The 23,926-nt window shown below is 32.7% G+C and carries 20 protein-coding genes; 8 read left to right on the forward strand and 12 right to left on the reverse strand.

Going from position 1 to position 23,926, the window contains the following annotated elements:
• The first annotated feature begins 130 nt into the window (after positions 1–130).
• Positions 131–1,333, forward strand: coding sequence for an NAD(P)-dependent oxidoreductase (locus ACFX5D_RS06740; RefSeq protein ID WP_379857464.1), 1,203 nt, complete (start codon positions 131–133; stop codon positions 1,331–1,333).
• A 165-nt stretch (positions 1,334–1,498) separates the two neighbouring features.
• Here ACFX5D_RS06740 and fumC read toward each other — a convergent pair whose 3' ends face one another.
• Together fumC and ACFX5D_RS06750 are read right to left on the reverse strand one after the other, a co-directional pair.
• Positions 1,499–2,896: a class II fumarate hydratase gene (fumC, locus tag ACFX5D_RS06745; RefSeq protein ID WP_379857465.1), complete on the reverse strand. Its 1,398-nt coding sequence runs from the start codon at positions 2,894–2,896 to the stop codon at positions 1,499–1,501.
• Positions 2,897–2,916: 20 nt separating this feature from the next.
• Entirely contained in the window at positions 2,917–3,144 is a 228-nt protein-coding gene (locus ACFX5D_RS06750) for a hypothetical protein (protein WP_379857466.1), read from the reverse strand.
• Here ACFX5D_RS06750 and ACFX5D_RS06755 point away from each other — a divergent pair.
• Positions 3,143–3,316: a hypothetical protein gene (locus ACFX5D_RS06755; RefSeq protein WP_139259793.1), complete on the forward strand. Its 174-nt coding sequence runs from the start codon at positions 3,143–3,145 to the stop codon at positions 3,314–3,316. The two genes, ACFX5D_RS06750 and ACFX5D_RS06755, sit on opposite strands and share 2 nt — an antisense overlap.
• A gap of 106 nt (positions 3,317–3,422) precedes the next feature.
• Here ACFX5D_RS06755 and ACFX5D_RS06760 read toward each other — a convergent pair whose 3' ends face one another.
• Complete coding sequence (locus ACFX5D_RS06760) at positions 3,423–5,885, reverse strand: TonB-dependent receptor (protein WP_379857467.1); 2,463 nt, start codon at positions 5,883–5,885, stop codon at positions 3,423–3,425.
• A gap of 100 nt (positions 5,886–5,985) precedes the next feature.
• Positions 5,986–6,327 (reverse strand): ArsC/Spx/MgsR family protein, encoded by a 342-nt coding sequence (locus tag ACFX5D_RS06765; RefSeq protein WP_379857468.1) that lies wholly within the window; start codon positions 6,325–6,327, stop codon positions 5,986–5,988.
• A gap of 104 nt (positions 6,328–6,431) precedes the next feature.
• Between ACFX5D_RS06765 and ACFX5D_RS06770 the strand changes: the two genes are divergently transcribed.
• A complete protein-coding gene (locus ACFX5D_RS06770) occupies positions 6,432–7,346 on the forward strand; it encodes a CPBP family intramembrane glutamic endopeptidase (protein WP_379857469.1) in 915 nt (304 codons plus the stop codon).
• A 43-nt stretch (positions 7,347–7,389) separates the two neighbouring features.
• On the forward strand, positions 7,390–8,436 hold the full coding sequence (locus ACFX5D_RS06775) for an AMP-binding protein (RefSeq protein ID WP_379857470.1): 1,047 nt from the start codon (positions 7,390–7,392) through the stop codon (positions 8,434–8,436).
• Positions 8,437–8,496: 60 nt separating this feature from the next.
• On the opposite strand, the gene ACFX5D_RS06780 is transcribed toward ACFX5D_RS06775, so the two are convergent.
• The 5 genes from ACFX5D_RS06780 to lpxD all read right to left on the reverse strand — a co-directional run bounded on the left by ACFX5D_RS06780 (position 8,497) and on the right by lpxD (position 14,336).
• Complete coding sequence (locus ACFX5D_RS06780; protein WP_379857471.1) at positions 8,497–8,919, reverse strand: DoxX family protein; 423 nt, start codon at positions 8,917–8,919, stop codon at positions 8,497–8,499.
• Between the two features lie 125 nt (positions 8,920–9,044).
• Positions 9,045–9,644, reverse strand: coding sequence for a hypothetical protein (locus tag ACFX5D_RS06785; RefSeq protein ID WP_379857472.1), 600 nt, complete (start codon positions 9,642–9,644; stop codon positions 9,045–9,047).
• A 229-nt stretch (positions 9,645–9,873) separates the two neighbouring features.
• The gene (locus ACFX5D_RS06790; protein WP_379857474.1) at positions 9,874–11,457 is read right to left on the reverse strand and encodes a S41 family peptidase; all 1,584 of its coding nucleotides are present in this window, start codon (positions 11,455–11,457) and stop codon (positions 9,874–9,876) included.
• Between the two features lie 85 nt (positions 11,458–11,542).
• Positions 11,543–13,171 carry an acyl-CoA carboxylase subunit beta gene (locus ACFX5D_RS06795; RefSeq protein WP_379857475.1) on the reverse strand — a complete coding sequence of 543 codons (1,629 nt, stop codon included), beginning with the start codon at positions 13,169–13,171 and terminating at the stop codon, positions 11,543–11,545.
• Between the two features lie 166 nt (positions 13,172–13,337).
• Positions 13,338–14,336 (reverse strand): UDP-3-O-(3-hydroxymyristoyl)glucosamine N-acyltransferase, encoded by a 999-nt coding sequence (gene lpxD / locus ACFX5D_RS06800; protein WP_379857476.1) that lies wholly within the window; start codon positions 14,334–14,336, stop codon positions 13,338–13,340.
• A 503-nt stretch (positions 14,337–14,839) separates the two neighbouring features.
• Here lpxD and ACFX5D_RS06805 point away from each other — a divergent pair.
• Positions 14,840–15,556 (forward strand): L,D-transpeptidase family protein, encoded by a 717-nt coding sequence (locus ACFX5D_RS06805; RefSeq protein ID WP_379857477.1) that lies wholly within the window; start codon positions 14,840–14,842, stop codon positions 15,554–15,556.
• 145 nt (positions 15,557–15,701) lie between these two features.
• On the opposite strand, the gene prfB is transcribed toward ACFX5D_RS06805, so the two are convergent.
• Positions 15,702–16,803 (reverse strand): peptide chain release factor 2 gene (gene prfB, locus ACFX5D_RS06810; protein WP_379857478.1). Its coding sequence is split into 2 segments (ribosomal slippage): positions 15,702–16,739 and positions 16,741–16,803, totalling 1,101 coding nucleotides; the frame shifts between segments, so codons are not numbered across the junction.
• An 89-nt stretch (positions 16,804–16,892) separates the two neighbouring features.
• On the opposite strand from prfB, the gene ACFX5D_RS06815 reads away from it, so the two are divergent.
• Positions 16,893–17,918: a threonine aldolase family protein gene (locus ACFX5D_RS06815; protein ID WP_379857479.1), complete on the forward strand. Its 1,026-nt coding sequence runs from the start codon at positions 16,893–16,895 to the stop codon at positions 17,916–17,918.
• A gap of 68 nt (positions 17,919–17,986) precedes the next feature.
• Here the strand turns inward: ACFX5D_RS06815 and ACFX5D_RS06820 are convergent, their stop codons facing one another.
• Positions 17,987–18,307 carry a YbaB/EbfC family nucleoid-associated protein gene (locus ACFX5D_RS06820; RefSeq protein ID WP_379850375.1) on the reverse strand — a complete coding sequence of 107 codons (321 nt, stop codon included), beginning with the start codon at positions 18,305–18,307 and terminating at the stop codon, positions 17,987–17,989.
• 141 nt (positions 18,308–18,448) lie between these two features.
• On the opposite strand from ACFX5D_RS06820, the gene ACFX5D_RS06825 reads away from it, so the two are divergent.
• Positions 18,449–20,509 (forward strand): S9 family peptidase, encoded by a 2,061-nt coding sequence (locus ACFX5D_RS06825; RefSeq protein WP_379857480.1) that lies wholly within the window; start codon positions 18,449–18,451, stop codon positions 20,507–20,509.
• Between the two features lie 70 nt (positions 20,510–20,579).
• On the forward strand, positions 20,580–21,620 hold the full coding sequence (locus tag ACFX5D_RS06830; protein WP_379857481.1) for a PLP-dependent cysteine synthase family protein: 1,041 nt from the start codon (positions 20,580–20,582) through the stop codon (positions 21,618–21,620).
• 73 nt (positions 21,621–21,693) lie between these two features.
• Here the strand turns inward: ACFX5D_RS06830 and ACFX5D_RS06835 are convergent, their stop codons facing one another.
• Entirely contained in the window at positions 21,694–23,766 is a 2,073-nt protein-coding gene (locus ACFX5D_RS06835; protein WP_379857482.1) for a hypothetical protein, read from the reverse strand.
• Positions 23,767–23,926 lie beyond the last annotated feature (160 nt).

Raw genomic sequence — 23,926 nt, forward strand, 5'->3', positions numbered from 1 at the left:
GACATCAGCTTTTAATAGTTTCAGAATTATAAATTTATTAAAAAAATAAATTAAATTTAATCTTATTTGTTATATTTGTAACAAATTAGCGATATTAAGTTATATTAAATCATAAATAAAGCATTTAAAAATGAAATTCGGAATTATAAAAGAGAGAAAAAATCCACCAGACAGAAGAGTTGTTTTTTCACCAAATGAATTGGCCAAAATAAGACAGCGATATCAAGACGCTTCAATAAAAGTAGAAAGTTCAGATATTAGAATTTTTACTGACGAGCAATACAAAAACTTAGGAATTGAAGTTGCAAGTGATATTAGTGATTGTGATGTTTTTTTTGGTGTAAAAGAAGTTCCTGTAGAAGATCTAATTCCTAATAAATCGTATTTTTTCTTTTCTCATACCATAAAAAAGCAACCTTATAACAGAAAATTGCTCCAGGCTATACTTGAGAAAAATATTGATTTGTATGATCATGAAACGATTGTTGATGCTAACAATCGCCGATTAATAGGTTTTGGGAGATATGCCGGAATTGTAGGTGCTTATAATAGTATCAGAGCTTTTGGAATAAAATTTAGCTTGTTTAAAATCCCGAAAGCGGAAACGCTCTCTGGAAAAGAAGCATTAATAGCGCATTTAAAACGTGTGGTTTTGCCACCTTTAAAGTTTGTTATTACCGGCACCGGAAAAGTGGGGAACGGAGCAAAAGAAATTTTGGATGCTATAAAAATTAAAGAAGTTTCTGTTGAAAATTACTTAACGAAAAATTATACACAGCCCGTTTACACTCAAATTGATGTATTGGATTATAATAAACGTAAAGACGGTCAAGTATTGGATTTCAATGATTTTTATAATAATCCAAAGGAATATGTTTCTGATTTCGAAAAATTCACAAAAGTAACAGAGATTTTTATTGCCGGTCATTATTATGCCAATGAAGCACCACTAATTCTTACTCAGGAAATGCTTCAATCTAATGATTGTAAAATAAAAGTGGTTGCTGATATTTCCTGTGATGTCAATGGTCCGGTTGCATCTACGCTTAGATCATCAACTATTGCAGAACCCTTGTATGGATATTTATCTGCTGAAAATAAAGAAGTTGATATATTTCATCCTGCTGCCGTAGTTGTAATGGCAGTTGATAATTTGCCATGCGAATTACCAAAAGATGCCAGCGAAGGTTTTGGTGAGATGTTCATGGAACATGTAATTCCAGCCTTTTTTAATAGTGATAAAGACGGTATTCTTCAAAGAGCCAAAATCACCGAAAAAGGAAAATTGACGCCTAGATTTAGTTATTTACAAGATTATGTAGATGGAAAATAATTATAAATTTTGTGTTGTTAATTGTGAATACCAAATCGAAAGGTATTTATAACAGTCGCAAATTTAGTAATTAATATAGCCTAATGGTAAAAAGATTAACAATGACAAAAACCCAGCAATGTTTTATCACTGCTGGGTTTTTAATTTGTAACTCAAAATTTATAACTATTTCAAGCTTCCTACCATATCTTCCGGTTTAACCCAAGCATCAAAATCCTCTGGTGTTACATAACCCAAACGTACCGCCTCTTCTTTTAGGGTAGTTCCGTTTTTGTGTGCCGTTTGAGCAATTTCAGCTGACTTATAGTATCCAATTTTAGTATTCAAAGCCGTAACAAGCATTAATGAATTATCTACTAATTCTTTAATTCGTTTGTAGTTTGGTTCTATACCTTGTGCACAATGCTCGTCAAAAGACATGCAAGCATCACCTAATAATCTTGCTGATTGCAAAAAGTTAGCTGCCATCAATGGTTTGAATACATTCAATTCATAATGACCTTGCATTCCTCCGACTGTTATCGCAACATCGTTACCCATTACTTGTGCGCAAACCATAGTTAAAGCTTCACATTGAGTAGGATTTACTTTTCCGGGCATAATAGATGACCCTGGTTCGTTTTCTGGAATTATGATTTCTCCAATTCCTGATCGTGGGCCAGAAGCCAGCATACGAACGTCATTTGCAATTTTATTTAATGAAACGGCTAATTGCTTTAATGCACCATGAGTTTCAACGATTGCATCATGAGCAGCCAAAGCTTCAAATTTGTTTTCAGCAGTTACGAATGGATGTCCGGTAAATTCAGCAATATATTCAGCTACTTTTACATCATATCCTTCAGGAGTATTTAATCCAGTTCCTACAGCCGTTCCACCTAGAGCCACTTCAGATAAGTGTGCTAAAGTATTTTTAACCGCTTTTAAACCGTAGTTTAATTGCGCTACGTACCCCGAAATTTCTTGTCCTAATGTAAGTGGAGTAGCATCCATTAAATGGGTACGACCAATTTTAACGACAGTATTAAATTCAATAGCTTTAGCATGAAGTGTATCTCTTAACTTTTCTACACCCGGAATAGTAATTTCGACTACTGTTTTGTATGCTGCAATATGCATTCCCGTTGGGAAAGTATCATTAGAAGATTGTGATTTGTTTACATCATCATTAGCTTTGATGAATTGTTCTCCTTCACCAATGTTGAATCCTTTTAATACCTGAGCACGATTAGCAACTACTTCATTTACGTTCATGTTACTTTGCGTACCCGACCCTGTTTGCCAAATTACCAAGGGAAATTCGTTGTCTAATTTACCAGCTAGGATTTCATCACAAACGGCAGCGATTGCATCCCGTTTTTCAATTGGCAAAACGCCTAAATCACAGTTAGCGTAAGCAGCTGCTTTTTTTAAATAAGCAAAGCCTTCTATAATTTCTTTTGGCATGGAAGCCGATGATCCGATTTTGAAATTGTTTCGGGAACGTTCTGTTTGTGCTCCCCAATATTTGTCTACAGGAACCTGCACTTCACCCATCGTGTCTTTTTCTATTCTGAATTTCATTTCGTTGTTATTTATAAGTATTAAGTAGTTTGTTTGATTTTTAGCCCCGATAATAGTGAAAATCCTTTTATGCCGGTGTTCGGCATAAAAGATTGCAACGGATAGCGGGAGTAGCTCCAAATTCTGTGCTCAAAAATACGCATAATTCCCTTTTTATAAAAATTGATTGATAGTTTTTGTTCTTTTTTATTGGTAAGAAAAGGAATTAAACTTACATTTGTGGCTACATTCAAAATTCCGGAAAACATGTTTGAATTTTCACAGTACTTAGGCTTTTTACTTTTCTTAACCGTTCTTACGATAGGATTCTGGTTGATGTTTTTTTTAGTTGGTTTCGTATCTTATTGGATAGGTGGAGCTACTTGGGAAGCGTATAAAGAGAAAAGAGCTAAAAAGAAGCAACAGCAACAATCAGTGTAATCTGATTGTGACATAAAAAAAGGACCGTTTTCACGAGTCCTTTTTTTTATTCTTATAATTAATATTCCATAAAAAGGACCCGTTTTGTACGAGTCCTTTTTTTTATTTATCCCTGAAAGTCTCCTTCACCTTCATTCATATTTTTCTTAGGTTGTTTTTCCTTTTCGTTTTTCTGTTTGTTGAAACGATACGTAAATGACAAGCTAAACTGTCTTTGTCTCCATTGCATTTCGGAGTAAGAACTTACAAGTCCTGGAAGGTAAGTTTCCATGATTCTTTTTCTGGAATTGAATACATCGCTGATGTTGAAAGAAAGAGTTCCTTTGTCTTTCATGATGTCTTTGCTAAACGCTAAGTTGGCAGCAAAAACACCTAAACTTTTTCCTTGAGCATTATTTTGCGGACCATTATAGGTTGCATTAGTTTGCCAATCTATTTTGTATGGCAAGGTAACTTTTGATGTGATTCTTGTAAACCATGAAGTTGCTGTGTTGTCAAAATTTTGAGTTATTTCGACATTATTAAAATCAGTGTAAACATAATTACCTTGAGTTTGATTTCTGAAAAAATTGAAATTTCCGTTTAATTTCCACCATTTATATGGAGAATAATTTAAGGTGAATTCAAAACCTGTTCGGTATTCCGTAGCCAAGTTAATTGGTGAACTAATAATTACTGGTGTGCCATTAACAAAATCTCCTGATTCTCTTCTTGCAAATTGAAAAACATTAGTCGTTTTGTTTACGTATAATGAAGTATTAAAAGTCAGTTTGTCCCAACGTTTGATATATCCTAAGTCAATCGCATCGGTATATGCTGGATCTAAATCCGGATTTCCAACAAAAATATTGATGTTACTTGATAAATTGCTGAATGGATTTAACATTCTTCCCATTGGTCTTTGGATTCTTCGGCTGTAACTTATAGAAGTACTGCTTTTATCTGATAATTCATAAGTGAAAAACGCGCTAGGGAAAAAGCTATTGTATTTTTTATTGTTAAAATCGTTAGTGGCTAACTGATTAATATCGATATTTGAATCTTCCCATCGCAATCCAAAAAGAGCAGAGAATTTATTGGCTTTAAAGCCATATTGCGTGTAAATTGCGTTTGTTTTCTCTTTATATTCTAAAGTATTAGTGAAGTTATTGTTGGTTACGCCATCATTTTGTACTTGATAATCTGTAAGTTGTTTTGTGAAATTACCACGGTATCCGGCCTCAAACTGGCTTCCTTTCCCAAGAGGTAAAACGTAGTCCGTTTGAAGTAAATTTCTGCTTTGACTTTGATTATTTATAGTTTGGTCAAATTTTGTAATATTTGAATTGGTAGCGTTGTCCGTAATTAGTGCATTATTGATGTCATTATTAGTAGAAAATGAGCCGTCAATCGTTAATTTATGACCATCTTTTTTAAAGTTTGTAGTGAAGTTTGTTGCAAATTCCACGTTTTCGCTATTGCTGTCTTCTTCATTGATACGGTTTCTGGTGTAATCATAGACATTGTTTGCATTATAATTATTTTGAAAAACATTGTCTCTATTATCTCCAGCGCTTTTTCTATAATTGAAGGTATTGGTCCACGATGTTGTTTTATCTAAATACCATTCCATACCAAAGTTTCCATTATATCCTTTGCTATATCTGTCATTTTTTCTAGATTCGTTGATGTAATTTCGGGTGGTGTTATCGGAATTTAAGTATCTAGAATTTGTAATCGCATTTCCCGGACTGTTTCGATAATTATATCCCTGGTTGGTAAAAAGATTAAAATTTTTAGATTTGTAATTTAAAGTACCGCTTAAACCGTGATTATCGGGGTAACCAGTAGAAGCAATAAAGGTTCCGTTTAAACCAAGATTTTTTCCTTTTTTCAAAATAATATTTAATATACCACCGCCACCTTCGGCATCATATCTAGCTGATGGATTAGTGATGACTTCTACTTTTTCGATGGCATCAGCAGGGATTAATCGTAAAGCTTCAGCAATATTAATTGCATTAGAAGGTTTTCCGTCGATAAGTACTTTTACATTATCGTTTCCACGAAGGCTTACATTTCCTTCTACATCCACTGAAACTGATGGAATATTATCTAAAACATCACTTACAGTTCCACCTTTTACCATTAAATCATTCCCTACATTATAAACTTTTTTATCTAATTTGATTTCAACAGTTGTTTTCTCAGATCGAATAACAACTTCGTTTAATTGATTTGCATCTTCTTCTAAAGCGATTTGCCCAAGATTTGTGCTTGTCTGAAGATTTTTTTGTTTAATCTGATTTAATTTGAAAGATATAAACTCAATTTTTATATCGTAAACACCAGGAATGACAGCAATATCAAATTCCCCTTTTGCATTTGTAATTCCACCTGCTACTGGTTTTGGATTCTTTGGATAAAGAAAAGTAATTGTTGCATATTCAAGCGGCTGTTTACTTATTTTTTCTATTACATTTCCAGTAATTTTAATTTTTAGTTTTGAATTGGATCCTTGTTGCGCAAAATTTAGTAAGCTAGTAAAAAGAAGTGCAAAGGCTAAGTATTGTTTTAATTTTTTTGGCATGCTAGTAGTTTTAGTTATGCTATTTTAGATTGTAAAAAATGGGTTTGGTTTAAAAGTAAAATCACAAAAAAATGTTAATTTAATTTTTAAAAAAAAAAGATTATAAAAAATCAATTACGGAATCTAATTCTCTTGCGATTATGGCTTTATCTCCAATAATTACTATAGGTCTTTCGATAAGAATAGGATAATTAACCATTACTTGTATGATTTCATCATTAGTCATTTGTTTATTTTTGAAGTTTTCAATCCAAATTTTTTCTTTTTGCCTAACTAATGAAAGAGGTTCAAAATCTAGCTTTTGAAGAACACTTTCTAATTCATCGAAAGTTGGTCCATTTTCAAGGTAGTTAATAACTAGATGTTCTTTTTTAGATTCTTTTATGAGAAGTAGACAGTTTCTTGATTTTCCACATCGTGGATTATGGTATATTTGTATCATGTGATTTTTGGATAAAGGAAATTAGGAATTTAACGCTCTTCATTAGAGTAGCAAAAGTTAAATTTGTTACTCTAATTTTAATAAAATATAAAAACAAATAATCTATGTTCATAGAGCAGGGTATCAAGTCAGAGAATAAATTTTGGAAGTATATTTTAGGATCATTGCTTATTGTCCTTGCTTCTTTTTTAGGTCAAGCTCCTTTATTAGTTGCTATTTTGTATAACAGTTTTATTAATGGTAAATCATATCCTTCAGAAAATGATGACGTTATGCATTTTTTCGAACCAAATCTGACATTATTTTTGATCTTGATTTCCTTTGCTTTTACGATGTTTGGGATTTTGTTCGTTGTGCGCTATTTACATCATCAAACGATACTTTCTATTACAACATCAAGGGCAAATATTGATTGGAAAAGAGTGCTTTTTTCATTTTCTATTTGGGCAATGTTTACTATTATATCCACATTAGGTTTCTATTTATCTAATCCAGTTGATCTTGTAATCAATTTTAAACCGATTCCATTTGCAATTTTGGTTGCAATAGGCACGGTCTTAATTCCTGTTCAAACCAGCACGGAAGAATATATTTTTCGAGGTTATTTAATGCAAGGTTTTGCTAATCTCGCTAAAAACAAGTGGTTTCCATTAATTATGACTTCTGTGATTTTTGGCGCTATGCATCTTTCTAATCCGGAAGTAACTAAAATGGGAAATATCATTTTAGTATATTACATAGGAACTGGATTAATGTTGGGAATAATCACTTTGATGGATGATGGAATGGAATTAGCATTGGGATTTCATGCCGCTAACAACTTAGTTAGTGCACTATTGGTAACATCAGATTGGTCGGCTTTTCAAACACATTCTATTTTCAAAGATATTTCACAACCATCAGCTGGTTTAGATGTTATATTTCCTGTTGTCATCATTTACCCAATACTTTTATTTATCTTTAGTAAAAAATACAATTGGACTAATTGGAAAGAGAAGCTAACAGGCAAAATAGAATAACAAACATCTTTCAAAAAAAGACTTAAATACAAGTAAAAATATTATGAATACAATCACTTACAAAAACGTACACAATCATTTTAAACTGAATGGATTTCATTTAGACCGAAAAGATTTATGCAGAGTAGCCTATAGTTTTATAAAAGAAGGTGAAGATCATGAAAAGTCTGTCGGTGATTTTATTTTGGACTGGTTTGACAACAAGTCATATCTTGAACTTAATACTTCCGGGACAACTGGTGCTCCAAAAATTATTAGAATTGAAAAACAAGCTATGGTCAATTCAGCGTTAGCGACAGGTGATTTTTTTAATTTGAGTCCTGGCGATAGAACACTACATTGTTTACCAACAAAATATATTGCCGGGAAAATGATGTTTGTAAGGAGTTTTATATTGGGACTTGATATGGATTTTGTCGCTCCTAGCTCACATCCTCTGCTGCATAATGAAATTAAATATGATTTTGTTGCGATGGTTCCTTTGCAAGCTCAAAATTCTTTGCTTGAATTGAAAAATGTTAAAAAAATGATTGTTGGCGGTGCTAAAATGAGTAAATCTTTAGAAAAAAGTCTTTCTAAGTTGAAAACAGAGACCTATGAGACGTATGGTATGACGGAGACCATAACGCACATCGCAGCCAAAAAAACAGGAGAAAAATATTTCACTATTTTACCTAATATTAAAATTTATCAGGACGATCGAAATTGTTTAGTGATTAATGCACCTAAAATTTCGTCCGAAACTATTGTTACTAATGATTTAGTGGAATTAATAAATGAAAGTCAATTTGAATATTTGGGTCGAATTGATAACGTGATCAATAGCGGCGGAATTAAATTGATTCCGGAACAAATTGAAGATAAATTATTCAATAAAATTCATTCAAGATTTTTTGTAACCGGAATTCAAGACCCTGTTTTGGGAGAAAAAGTAATAGTAGTTATCGAAGGTGAGAAACAGAATTTAGACGAAAGTACTTTTGATGAATTAGATAAATATGAAAAACCCAAAGAAATATTTTATGTTTCAAAATTTATTGAAACACATAACGGAAAAATAAAAAGAAAAGAAATTCAAGAAAGTCTGTAGACTAATTTAAAGGATAAAAAAAAGCATCCGTTAGCAGCGTGATGCTTTTTTTATGATTTGTTACTTCTGCATTTTAAAATAGTAATCGGCTGAATGTTTTCCGCTACCATAAAACAGGAAAAACACACAAATTGCCAATGCAAATAATGCAAATAATAGATTTTGAGAATGCATTTCTCCCATGAAATTTATAATTATAGCAGCTATTAATATTGGTAATTGCGCAATTATTGCCCATCTGGTCAATAAACCAAAAACAATCATTATTCCACCTACCATATGTGCTGGAGCAATATAATGGATGAGAAACATTCCTCCACCAATTTTGTCGATTGGAGATATTAAATCCGCGAGATATTGGATGTTAGTTATAAAGGAAATTCCTTTCATAAATAAAAACACACCAAGCGCTATTCTTAACAAATCAATTGGTAAATAAGTATGGGTATTAGCCCATTTATTTAATTCTTTTACGCTGTTCATAATACTTAGTTTTAGAAATGATATACTAAGGTATTAATTTTTAATGACATAGGAAATGCTTTGCAAAAAAAACGCAAAATTTTTTGCTGTAAAATAGATTTTTAAATAAAAAAACAGGCATTTTTTTATTTAAAAAAGCAATAATTAAATTTCAGTCCAAGCGTATTTTCGGCATGGCCATGTGCTATGAAATTTGTTAAATTTAAAGATATATTGTATTTCGTTTTAGAAAAATATTTTCCTAAATAGATTCCAGAACAAGAACCAAAACGTGTAGGACCATTGTATTCGTCAACAAAACCTAATCCAATTTTTGAATCCTCGTCAGAGATCGCATAACCAACACCGCTTTCGGCTCCTAAACACCAATTTGATTTCAAGTTAAATTGTATATTTGGTTTAATGGCAAACAGACTAAAATTTCTATAGAGCGCTCTTTCCTTTACGGTACTTTCAGGTGGTACATCGGGATGATTTTTTTTAGTAAACCGATAATCATACTCCGCTCTGAGTCCAAACTCAGTTGTAGGTGTAATCTTTTCTGCAATTCTTAGATTGACACCAATTCCAAGTCTATGGGACCTGTACATCTGTATATGAACGGGCAATGATAAATTAATGCCAGATTCTAATGCAAATGAATTGTCTGATTCTTTTTGTGCAAATGCAAACTGGACAATCATAAGAAACATTATAGTTATGGTATGATCTAAAATATTTTTCATTTTTTATTGGAATTAAAATTTAGCTCTTAGCAAAAAAAAATATTTTATAAAAAAATCATGAGGTACAATTTAGGGTGTTGCTTTTACCAAATAATAATCAAAGATACAAAGAACAATTTCGTTAAGTCTTTATTAATCATATTTTTATATGAAATATTTAGATGTTTTTTTTTATTTTTTTTAAAATAAATTTTTATTTTTTTTGATAGTTGCTAGATTTTTTATGAAGTTATTTTGTTTTAGGAATTTCTGAAAGAGTTGGCTTGACATCATTCAAAATCCAATCCATTTCTGGATCATTTCCTTTAATTCGGTCTTGCAATGTTGGGATGATTGTTACATCTGGAAAAATACCTCTACCATTAATTTCTGTTTTATAATGAGGAGCCATCAACATCAAACCTATCCTAATTTTTAATTTAGAGTTGGGTAATTTTAGGAGAGGCATAAACCCCGCTACGGTTCCATTATAAGCTCCTCCCGTTTCTTCTCCTACAAAAGTGGCTCTTTTTGAACCTTTTAAATTTGAGGAAATGATGCTGGAAGCCGAAAAGCTCATTCCATTAATAAGTACATATATCTTTCCTTTGAAAGAATTTTTATTTACTTTTTGGGGTTTTGTTTGTGTTGCATAAATATTTTTTCCATTTTTATCCTTATGAACGGTCAAAAGTAAATAAGTGTAGAGTAATGGAGAAAAAATAGTTTTAATGGTTTTTACTGCGAAAGAACCCCCATTAAAATAGGCTCCTCCGAATAGACTTGATTTAGATACTACTTCAGATTTATCCAAAAACACAAAAGTAGAATCTGATAAATAAGAGTATAAATTGTTGATTTCAGTTACACGACCACCTCCATTATCTCTCAGATCAAGTATTAATGTGGTCGATTTATAGTTCTGAATTGTAGTAAAGCTTTCCTTATAAAAAGTTCTAAAATCCCCAATCTTAAATCCTCTGATTTTCATTACAGCAACGCTTCTGTCTTTTTCTTCAAAATGCAGGTTTCGGTTGTAATTTTTTAAATCTGAATTATACCCATTAACTATTTTCTTCTTTTTTATTGCTTTTAATTTTGCTCTTTCAACCTCAGTTAGCCTTTTTTTGACTTTCTTATTTTTCTTATCAGTAGTGTCATCTTTATGTCTTTTGATTGTAACTACTTTTAAACTGTCATTAAATTTTAAATTAAATCTAAGACTGTCCTTTATGCCATTTTGAGTAGTGAAAAAAGAGGAAAATCTTTTGCCGGAACTGCGTGTTTTTAAAGTAGTATTATAACCATCGGAAGTATAGAATTTATTGTATTCCTGAATTAAATCTTTTGGTTTTGTTCCGTTTATATCAACAATTTCGGTTCCTGCTTTTATGCTTTTGTCATAAGACTTATTTTTTATCACATATAGTTTATCATTGAAATAATCAAAATCAAATTGTGAAAATGGTCCAATTCCTTTTTTAAGAAGTGCTTTGGTTTCTTTTTTTGTTTTTAATTTGGTGGCAGGATATAGAAACATATGACCTTGTCTTACCGCAGCAATCACAGGACTCAGTTTCTTGTAAAAATCTAAACTGGTTATTGGATTTTGAATAGTCGTTTTTAAACTATCGAATTTATAATCAAGATCTTTTTTAGAAATGTACCAGTATAAATTGGGATGTAATTGCTGAAGTTTTTTATAAGTAAAATCAACATCAGATTTTAATTTTTTTTCAGAAATTAAATCATTCAAATGTTTGTTGTGATTTTTAATAGAAGTGCATTGAACAAAAAATAATGAGCCAAGAACTAAAATAAATATTTTTTTCATATTGTTTATTTTTGTCCCAGTTTTTAGTTTAAGTGAGCATAAGACTAGTAGAATACTAAAATAAACACTGGAACTAAAAACTTTTTTATACCTGAATTACTCCTAAGTTAAACTTTTTTTCAATAGGCGAGTGATTTGCCGCTTCAATTCCCATAGAAATCCAAGTTCGAGTGTCCAAAGGATCAATGATCGCGTCTGTCCACAAGCGAGAGGCTGCATAATAGGGAGAAACTTGCTCGTCATATCTTGCTTTTATTTTGTCAAAAAGGGCTTTCTCTTTGGCTTCATCAACTATTTCTCCTTTTGCTTTAAGCGAAGAAGCTTCAATTTGTGCCAATACTTTTGCTGCTTGTGTTCCGCCCATAACGGCTAATTCAGCACTTGGCCAAGCAAAAATTAATCTTGGGTCATACGCTTTTCCACACATAGCGTAATTTCCTGCGCCATATGAATTTCCAACAATAACGGTAAATTTGGGAACAACCGAATTAGAAACAGCATTCACCATTTTAGCCCCATCTTTTATAATTCCGCCATGTTCTGATTTAGATCCAACCATAAAACCAGTAACATCTTGAACGAATATTAAAGGGATTTTCTTTTGATTACAATTTGCGATAAATCGGGTGGCTTTATCTGCACTGTCTGAATAGATTACGCCTCCAAACTGCATTTCACCATTTTTAGTTTTCACCACTTTTCGTTGATTAGCAACAATTCCCACGGCCCAACCATCAATTCTGGCATAACCAGTAATAATGGTTTGACCGTAACCGTCTTTGTACGCCTCAAACTCAGAATTATCAACCAGACGATTGATGATTTCCATCATATCATATTGTTCATTTCTAGCTTTTGGCAAAATACCATAGATATCATTTTCATCTAATGCCGGTTTTACCGATTTTATTCGGCTGTAACCTGCCTTGTCGAAATCACCAATTTTATCAACTATATTTTTTATTTTGTCTAATGCGTCTTTGTCATCTTTAGCTTTATAATCCGTAACACCCGAAATTTCGCAGTGTGTAGTTGCTCCGCCCAATGTTTCATTATCGATGCTTTCGCCAATGGCTGCTTTGACTAAATAGCTTCCTGCTAAGAAAATACTTCCTGTTTTTTCTACAATTAATGCTTCATCACTCATAATTGGCAGATAAGCTCCACCGGCAACGCAACTTCCCATAACAGCAGCAATTTGAGTGATTCCCATACTGCTCATTTGAGCATTATTTCTAAAAATGCGACCAAAATGTTCTTTGTCAGGAAAAATTTCATCTTGCAAAGGCAAATACACACCGGCGCTATCTACTAAATAGATAATTGGTAATCTATTTTCCATTGCGATTTCCTGAGCACGTAAGTTTTTCTTAGCGGTAATTGGAAACCAAGCACCCGCTTTTACGGTAGCATCATTGGCCACCACAATGCATTGTTTTCCGCTGATATATCCTATTTTCACGACAACTCCACCCGAAGGGCAACCACCATGTTCAGCATACATTCCTTCACCAACAAATGCTCCAATTTCTATACTTTTAGCTTTGGGATCCAGCAAATAATCAATGCGTTCCCGAGCAGTCATTTTACCTTCGTTATGTAATTTTTGAATGCGTTTTTCACCACCGCCCAATTTAACCAGGCTTAATTTTTGGCGTAATGCTGAAAGTAAAAGTTTGTTGTGGTCTTCGTTTTTATTGAAGTTCAAATCCATGATGAAATAGTTGTTAAATAATTAGCGCTAAATTAAAAAAATTATTGAGATAAATATTTTAAAAGCTGTTAGTTTAGAAAGAAAACCGAATATATTATTGATGTTTTAGCAAAAAAACAGAATTTAAGTTCTGTTTTTTTATGAATTTAGCAAATGACAAGATTTGTTATTTTTTTGAATCGTTCACCATTCTTTTTAAAATTGCCCATTGTTTTAAAGCATCACGTGCTTCGACAGCAGGATATCCCAACATGGTTTTCCCTGCGGGAATATCTCCTGTAACACCGGAACCAGCACCTACAATGGCACCATCGCCAATTGTTGTGTGGTCTTTAATAGAAGCGCTTCCGCCTATAATTACACCATTTCCTAAAGTTACGGACCCTGCTAATCCACTGTTTCCAGCCATAATGCAAAATTTCCCCAATTTACTATTGTGCCCAATTTGAACTAAATTATCAATTTTACAACCATCACCTAAAATGGTAGAACTGAATTTTCCTCGGTCAACGCAAGTATTAGCGCCAATTTCAACACCATTACCTATAATTACATTTCCGATTTGTGGGATTTTCACTAAACCTCTTTCAGGATCAGGGCGAAAACCAAAACCATCTGCACCAATAGTTGCATTAGGGTGTATTATGCAATCGTTCCCTATGTGACAACGCTCTCGAATTACCGCCCCAGACCAGATTACAGTGTTTTTTCCTAGGGTACATTCGTCTAGAATAGTGACATTTGGATATAGTGTTGAATTGTCTCCAAGAACAACTTTAGGTCCAATATAACAACCTGCACCAATTCGAACACCATTACAAATAATTGCGGTGTCATCTATAACGGCTGTCGGATGAATATCTATAGTAAATAATGGGGTTGGAGGTGCAAAAAGAGCTAAAACTTGTGACATGGCCAGATCAGCATTTTTAACTTTTATGAAAGCCCTGTTTTCTCCTGGCTCGATTGATATATCTTCATTAACAACTGCGACACAAGCTTTGGATGTAGACCAAAACTTTTCGTACTTTTTGTTTCCAATGAAAGAAATTTCAGATTCATTGGCAGCTTCAAGTTGTTCAGGTGCTGTAATGTGTTGGATAGTGTTCCCTATTACTTCTCCTTTTAAAATCTCATTTATTTCTTGAATTGTGTAGGATTTCATTTCGTACAAGTTGGATTTAGTATTGTATTTTTACCAAATAAAACAATTTCGAGTTATAATTCCAAATCTTTCGAAATTCTTTAACAAGTTAAAACCACTATATTTTAAGCCATGATTCTAAAACAAAATATTTTACACCTTGATTTGCGGGTTGATTTATAATGTAAATGAATAACTGTATCAAATTCGAAATTTGTTTGTTCGTAGTCTTTTCTTCTTGTTTTGAAGTAAATGCTCAAATTTAAACCGTGTGTTTTATCGCATAAAAATACAATCTAAAAGGATTTATGCAAGTTTCTTGAAACGCTGATTGATTAATTAACCTGCTAACAAAGGTAGATGTTTCAGTTTCTTTGACCTGATAGCCTTAGGTTTTTACAATAGTATTCAAACAGCGTTACGGTTTTACCATAAATTGGCTATGTTTGCAGGTGAAATTACAATCGAATTTATAATTCTAATGCGACTTTATTACTAGCAATTGAATACTATATCCATAATAAATGAAACTTTTTAACCGTTTTCTATTTTTACCTGCCGTATTGTTTTTTTTTATTAACACGGCTGCTCAAACAGATAATAGTATTATTAAAAATGCATTATTAATTGCAAATCATAGTAAACGTAAAATAGAAAATTGTGAACAATTGTTGGTAGTGTATAATTACCAGCCAGAAAGTTACAGTGCTTTTCTTGTAGCATTAGAGAGGAAAGAGGGGAGTTGGGTTGTGAAATATAATTCGGTAGAAGTAGGTGTTGGTAAAAATGGTTTTGCGCCTTCGCAAAAAAAGATTGAAGGTGACGGCAAGTCGCCAACTGGTATCTTTCGTTTAGGTAAAATATTTACCTATGAAAAAAAGTTAAACACATTATTGGAATACCAGCAAATAACTAAAGAAGATAAATGGATTGATGATCCCAATTCAGACGATTATAATAAATATATTAGAGGTTCTACTAATGCAAAATCTTATGAAAATCTATTACTGAATAATGATGCCTACAAGTATTGCATAGTTATAGAATATAATATGAACCCAGTTATTAAAGGAAAAGGAAGTGCTATCTTTTTTCATTTAGGTGTTAAAAAACCATATTTTACAGCGGGTTGTGTTGCTATTAATGAGGAAAATATGAAGTTGATAGTAAATTGGTTAGATCCCAAACTAAACCCAACTATAATTATGGGTAATTACAATGTTTTGAAAAGGGGGCTTTAAATGCTACTAAGGCACAGTTGAAAAACGAGCTTTTAAAATTCAAAAAAAATCCCCTCAAGCATTTCGTTAAACAAAAGTTGAGGGGTTTTTTATATAAATTTGAGATGCAAGCTAGAGACTTAAAACTGCAAATGAACATTGCAAACTATTCTTCTTCTTCTCTCTGTCCCATCATCATTAAATAGGCTTTCAAGAATTCGTCGATTTCTCCATTCATTACGCCGTCAACATTGCTGGTTTCATGGCCCGTGCGAACGTCTTTGACTAATTTATAGGGCTGCATTACATAATTTCTGATTTGCGAACCCCATTCTATTTTCATTTTTCCGGCTTCGATATCAGCGCGTTGTGCCTGTTTCTTTTTCAACTCAATTTCGTACAATTGAGATCGTAACATTTGCATCGCACGTTGTCTGTTATCTTGTTGAGATCGCGTTTCAGAACATTGTATTTGAATTCCGGTTGGTTTATGAAACAATTGTACTTTGGTTTCTACTTTATTTACATTTTGTCCTCCAGCACCACTGGATCGCGAAGTTGTAATTTCAATATCAGCAGGATTAATGTCAATTTCGATACTGTCATCTACAAGCGGATATACATAAACGGATGCAAACGAAGTATGACGCTTTGCATTACTGTCAAATGGAGAAATACGAACCAATCGATGAACGCCGTTTTCGCCTTTTAAATATCCAAAAGAATAGTCTCCTTCAAATTCAAGTGTAACGGTTTTTATTCCTGCAGCCTCTCCTTTTTGGTAATTCAATTCTTTTATTTTGTAACCGTATTTTTCGCCCCACATCATGTACATACGCATAAGCATTTCAGCCCAATCACAACTTTCCGTTCCACCGGCACCGGCGGTTATTTGCACTACTGCACTCAAAGTATCACCTTCGTCCGAAAGCATATTTTTGAACTCAATCGCTTCAATGTGGTCTTGGGTTTGCTTGTATTGATCGTCTAGTTCTTCGACGGTAAATTCTCCTTCTTTATAAAAATCGTAGGCCAGTTGCAACTCGTCAGTCATTTCGATTGCTTTGTTGTAATCTTCAATCCATTTTTTTTTATTTCGAAGATTCTTTACAATCAATTCCGCTTCTTTTGCGTTATTCCAAAAGTCGGGAGCAAAAGTTTTCTCTTCTTCGTTAGAAATTTCAATTAATTTGGCATCAACGTCAAAGATACCTCCTCAACGCACCAAGGCGCTCTACAATACCTTTTATTTGTTCGGTAGTTGTCATAAATTATGTAATTTTGTGGCACAAAAATAAGAAAATTTTGAGAAGAGACAAGTCGTGACTTGTCCGTAACCTAAATATAACATAAATAAATGGAAATAAATTTAGTTAGTGATACGATTACCAAGCCGTCATATGAAATGTTACAGTATATGTTTAAAGCCCAAGTTGGCGATGACGTATATAAACAAGATCCTACAGTTATTGCGCTAGAAGCTAAAGTTGCTGAAATGTTTGGCATGGAAGCAGGTCTTTTTTTTCCATCTGGAACCATGGCAAATCAAACGGCGATAAAATTACATACGCAACCTGGAGAACAATTAATAGCCGATAAATATGCTCATGTTTATCATTACGAAGGAGGAGGAGTTTCTTTTAACAGCGGAGTTTCCTGTTGTTTATTAGATGGAAATCGTGGAATGATTACTGCCCAACAAGTGGCTGGAGCCATTAATGATCCGGAGTTTTATCACAGCCCTTTAACCAGTTTAGTATGTGTAGAGAATACAACTAATAAAGGCGGTGGTGCTTGTTATGAACTAGAAGATTTGCAAAAAATAAAACAGGTTTGTGATGCTAATAATTTGAAGTTTCATATGGATGGAGCCCGAATTTGGAATGCATTGGTAGCCAAAAAACAAGACCCAAAACAATTTGGGAAATTGTTTGATACCATTTCTGTTTGTTTATCCAAAGGACTTGGAGCGCCTATCGGTTCTGTTTTATTGGCTGATAAGGTAACAATTCACAGAGCTTTGCGAATCAGAAAAATATTAGGAGGAGGAATGCGTCAGGTAGGTTATTTGGCGGCAGCCGGAATTTATGCGTTAGATCATAACATGGAGCGTCTTAGCGAAGACCATCGAAGAGCTAAAGAAATAGCCGAAGTACTGAAAAAAGTGAATTGGGTAGCATCAGTAGAGCCTGTTGAAACTAATATTTTAATCTTTTCTTTAGCAAGTAATGTCAGTGATACCGTTTTGATAGAAACATTAAAACAAAAAAATATTTCAATTAGTTCTATGGGTCATGGAAAATTAAGAATCGTTACACATCTTGATTATAGAGAAGTAATGCACACGTATGTTTTGGAAACTTTAGAAAAATTAATTTTCTAGTATGTAAAATTTGTTTAAGGTTTAATGTTTTGCCATAATCAGCAACTTTAAACCTTAAACTTTATTTTTTATTTGAACAAATTGTCCATTCCTGGAATCATTGGCATATCCATTTTTGCGACAGCATCAAGTTCAGCTTCATTTGTTTTACTTGCTTTTTCAATGGCTTTATTTATAGTTAGAATTAAATAATCTTCCAGTTGATCTTTGTCTTCCAGTAAAGTATCGTCAATTGTAATTGATTTTATTTTTCTATTGGCAGTCAAAGTTACTTTCAATAAACCATCTGTGCTTTGCTCATCGATAAGAACAGTATCCAAACGTTTTTTTGTATCCTCTATTTTTTGTTGGGTCTCTTTAAGTTTTCCCATCATTCCCATTAAATCCATTTTGATAAATTTTAAATTATTGAAATACGAAATTACTACATTTGAAGGAATAAGCAATGTTAAATTAGATGAAAAACGGAGGTGTTTTAAATTGGCTTTGTACTATTTTTGTAAAATCACATATTTAATAAACGTATAAAAATGTCAGAAAATATACTACCACCTGTTGCTAAAATAATTCCTAAAACACTAGAAAATTTAGGACACTCCAGAACCGATAATTATTTTTGGATGAACGACAGAGAAAACCCTGAAGTCATCGATTATTTGAACAAGGAGAATGAATATTATCATAAAATGACTGCGCATACTAAAGATTTCCAAAAAGAATTATTTGAGGAAATGAAGAGCCGAATCAAGGAAGACGACGAATCGGTTCCTTATTTATATAATGGTTATTACTATATCACTCGTTTTGAGAAAGGAAAAGACTATCCTATTTATTCTCGAAAAAAAGAAAGTCTTACGGCAAAAGAAGAAATCATGTTTGATTGTAATGAAATGGCCAAAGGGCAATCCTACTTTCAATTGGGTGGTTTAAGTGTTAGTCCAGATAATAAATTAGCTATTTTTAGTTTTGATACGGTTGGAAGAAGAATATATACCATTCAAGTTAAGAGTTTGGAAACCAACGAAATTTTAGAAGATAAAATAGAGAAAGTTACCGGAACTGCTGTTTGGGCAAATGATAATAAAACTATTTTTTACTCCAGTCAGGACGAAGTCACGTTGCGTTCTGATAAAATTTTCAAACATAAATTGGGTACACAATCTTCTGAAGATGTGTTGGTTTATTTGGAAAAAGATGATACTTATAATGTAGAAATTGCAAAATCTAAATCTAGAAAATACCTTGCAATTGAGTCCGGAAGTACATTAACAACGGAATACAGAATTCTAAATGCAGACAATCCTGATGGAAAATTTGAAATTTTTCAAAAGCGAATTCGAGGAGTAGAGTATAGTATTAATCATTACAAGGACAGTTTTTATATTATGACTAATGCGGATGATGCTGAGAATTTCAAATTAATGAAAACGCTAGAAACAGCAACAACCAAAGAGAATTGGAAAGAAGTTATAGCGCATCGAGAAGATGTATTGCTAGAAGATATCGAAATTTTTGCTGATTATTTAGTTGTTGAAGAACGCTCAAATGGTTTGAATAAAATCCGAATTATGCCTTGGAGTGGCGAAGGGGAGTATTATTTGCCTTTTGAAAGCGAAACCTACACTGCATATACTAGCACCAACGTTGATTTTGACACGGAAATTTTGAGGTATGGCTATCAATCAATGACAACTCCATCTTCGGTTATAGATTTCAATATGAGGAGCAAAGCCAAGGACGTCAAAAAAGAACATCAAGTTTTAGGAGGTAAGTTTGATAAAAATAATTATATCGAAGAACGTGTTTGGGCAACTGCCAAAGACGGAATCAAAATTCCAATTTCACTGGTGTATCAAAAAGAAGTAAAGAAAAACGGAAAAAATCCCCTGCTTCAATATGCGTATGGCTCTTATGGGCATTCTATGGATGCTACTTTTTCTTCCACCAGATTATCATTATTGGACAGAGGATTTATATATGCCATAGCACATATTCGTGGCGGTGAAGATCTGGGGAGACAATGGTATGAGGACGGAAAATTATTGAAAAAGAAAAATACGTTTACGGATTTTATTGATTGTTCTACATTTTTGATTGAACAAAAATATACGTCACCAGAACATTTGTATGCTGAAGGTGGCTCTGCGGGAGGATTATTAATGGGTGTAGTGGCAAATATGGCACCAGAATTGTTTAATGGGATTATAGCTCAGGTGGCTTTTGTGGATGTGGTAACTACGATGCTTGATGATAGTATTCCACTGACAACTGGTGAATATGATGAATGGGGAAATCCAAACAAAAAGAAATATTATAATTATATGTTATCCTATTCTCCTTATGATAATATTAAACAACAAAATTACCCCAATATGTATGTTTCTACTGGTCTTCATGATTCACAAGTGCAGTATTGGGAACCTGCTAAATGGGTGGCTAAATTAAGAACCATAAAAACAAATGATACCGTTTTATATCTTGATACAAATATGGAAGCAGGTCATGGTGGTGCATCTGGACGATTTGAAGCATTAAAGGAATTGGCGAAAGAATTTAGTTTTTTATTAGATTTAGAAAAAATTAAAAAGTAATTCAAAAAATTTTGTTAAATTTGTGATATTTCGAGGTTAAATAAAAAGAACTTTGAGTAACTGTTTTTTTATGAAAGAAGAAATAAACGCTTATAATAATGTATTAGAATTAATAGGTAATACTCCACTTATTAAACTAAATAGAGTCACCGAAGAGTTAGAAGGTAATTTCTATGCTAAAGTAGAAGCTTTTAATCCGGGACATTCTTCTAAAGATAGAATTGCTTTATATATAATTGAAGAGGCTGAAAAAAGAGGGATTTTATCTCCTGGTGACACAATAATCGAAACGACATCCGGGAATACCGGTTTTAGTTTAGCAATGGTAAGCATTATAAAAGGCTATAATTGTATTCTTGCAGTTAGCTCAAAATCATCCAAAGATAAAATTGACATGCTTCGCAGTTTAGGAGCTAAAGTTTATGTTTGTCCTGCTCATGTTTCTGCCGATGACGAGCGTTCGTATTACAATGTTGCCAAACGTTTGCATGAGGAAACGAAAGGTTCTGTATATATCAATCAATATTTTAATCAACTGAATATTGATGCGCATTACAAATCGACCGGGCCAGAAATTTGGAAACAAACAAAAGGTAAAATTACGCATCTCATCGCTTGTAGCGGAACTGGTGGAACCATTTCGGGAACTGCAAAATACTTGAAAGAACAAAATCCAAACATTAGGGTTTTAGGTGTAGATGCTTTTGGTTCAGTATTGAAAAAATACCATGAAACAGGAGAGTTTGATAACGATGAAATTTATCCTTACAGAATAGAAGGTTTGGGTAAAAACTTAATTCCATCAGCGACCGATTTTGATATGATTGATAAGTTTATGAAAGTTACTGATGAAGAAAGTGCTCATGCAGCCAGAGAGATTGTAAAAAAAGAAGGATTATTTGTAGGATATACTTCTGGTGCGGTAATGCAGGCCATAAAACAATACGCAGAAGAAGGAGAATTTAACAAGGACAGTAATGTGATCGCTATTTTTCCAGATCATGGTTCTCGTTATATGAGTAAAGTATTTAGTGACGACTGGATGAACGAACAAGGTTTCTTTGATAGCATCAATGAAGAAGAAGCACAAAAAATCGAATTTATAAAATAAATTTAGAATTATAGATATAAAGTCCCATTTGCTGATGCAAATGGGACTTTATTTTGACCAGTGATAACACTATTTATTTCAGTAATTCAGGATTACTAAGTATTAATTCTATCTTTTTAATAGTGATTGTAATCTGACTCATTTGCAATTCTATATTTCTAAAAAAGAGACTAATATCTCTATTGACCCAACTTTCAGAAATAACTCTTGAACCCAAACTAATTCTTAAAATAGCACTTTCAATTTCAGTAGTATATTTTACATTAACGGCTTGTCCAATATGACATTTTTGGGCAGCAAGTCGGATGATTTCTAAAGAAGAATCTTCAAATTGATCCGATAAATCAGAATTTAATAAAGTATAAAGTTTTTTTACTTTATCAACAGATAAAACTTCCTTATCTCTAAAAATAAAGAAAGGAAAAATGGTGCGGATATTTCTTATTCCAAACTCTTTACTACTGTAACACTTCGTTTTGGTTTCATCACCATAGATAGGCTGTAAAAAAGCGGCCTCTTTTATTGATTCGTCAACAAAATTGCAAAACATCTCAATACCCATATTTCGGTATAAAATAGGTGTTTTATAATACCTGTCCATTTCAACTACAGCAGCGTTCCAGCGCATATAGGAACCATAGTTATAACCATCAGATAATTCATTTGAACAGAACCAAGAAGTCGGCCAATCGGAATGATTGTAATATTTAGTCAAACCTTTGGGTAATGTGTTTTTTACAGAACGAATTAATTTATTGACACTTTCAGGCAGAATTAATGCGCCGCAATACGGAGGACCAGTGAAGAATTTGCTCCCTGTTATGGTAACAATATATCCTTTATTTAAATAATTTTGTATGTCTTTTGGATCTAATCTAAGCTGTGAACCATCTACAATTATTTGTATTGATAAATCTTTAAGTGTATTTAGTCTTTTTATAAATTCATCACTGGGAGATTGATAACCTAATTTCGATTGATCCATTGTATGCAACACTACGTGCCTGCCTAGATCTTTGGTTTTAGAAACGGCATTAAATACTTCTTCATCTAATTGATGAGAGGATTTTAACGCGCCGTTTTCATCTCTAAAAGGGATTTTAATCAAATTAACATCTCTAAATCCTTCAATTTTATCGCCTTTTTTAATTGGATAATTTAAAGCTGTTGTGTTTTCAAAATGATATCCTTTTAAGGCCGCAGCAACGCCGCTGCCAGTTTCATCAGACGCAACCAGAATATGTGTGATTTCTTTATCGGAAATAATTTGCGTTATAGCTGCTATTTGAAGTGATGAATCAGTTCCCGATGGTGAAAAAATTATTTCGCATTCCTCATTTAATTTGAATATTTTTCTGAGGTTGTTTTTTAGTAATTCAGAAAACTCGTGTGTAGCATTTTTAAAACCATTTTTCAAGCTATTTCTAATTAAAATTCTTCTAACTTTATCTGTTTTATCAAAGGCAAAATTTGAAACGCTTGACGCTGTCGACGAGGCAAAAGTAAATGCATCAGGTCTTGGGAATGGGCGACATCCGTATTTATTTAGTAAATGAATTTCGTCGATGTTCAATCTAAGATCTCCTCCAGACATCAATAAGTATTCTGTAGGTTTTGCCAAATTTTCAACAATAGGTTTCCACGATTCTTTGAATTCATGGTTTAAATTTTTCAAGCCATGAAAAGATTGTAGCTCTTCGAGTTTTAATGGATGTTCTGTATTTAAATCAGTATCATTTTTAATTAAATTAATTAAAATATAATCAAGATTTTCTAATTTTTCTTTATCATCTTTAGGTAGTAAATTATAAAATATTCGAATCACTTCAAGTGCAGCGATATCACATAACGCTGTATCTTTTTTTTCGTTATTCAACGCTTTATACCATAGCTGCCATTCGATACCATATCTTAAATAAACTAAAGCTAATATGGGTTTGTCTAAAAAGGACGAACCAATTATAATCGATTTATTGGGTACAATTTTGAAAATATCAGGTTCACTAGTTGAGGTGATAATATTGATGTTATTTATCTTTGGTACGGTATTAAATCTTTTTAAAATACGAACTAAATAGTTTACATTTTCTTTTTCAAATAAACTTGTTCTTTTATATTGATTTTCAATTAGAATGTTGTTTGTCATAGATGTTATAATTTAAAGCGTTCCTTCGAACGATATTCTTTATTAGAATATTTAGTTAATTGACTAAATTAATTCAATCAACGGCTATATTCTGTTGAAAAATCATCATAAAAAGCTGATTTTTCAGTTTTGGATTATTTATGTAAAGCGAAACTATTCT

Source organism: Flavobacterium fructosi, assembly GCF_042787335.1.
Classification (GTDB): Bacteria; Bacteroidota; Bacteroidia; order Flavobacteriales; family Flavobacteriaceae; genus Flavobacterium; species Flavobacterium fructosi.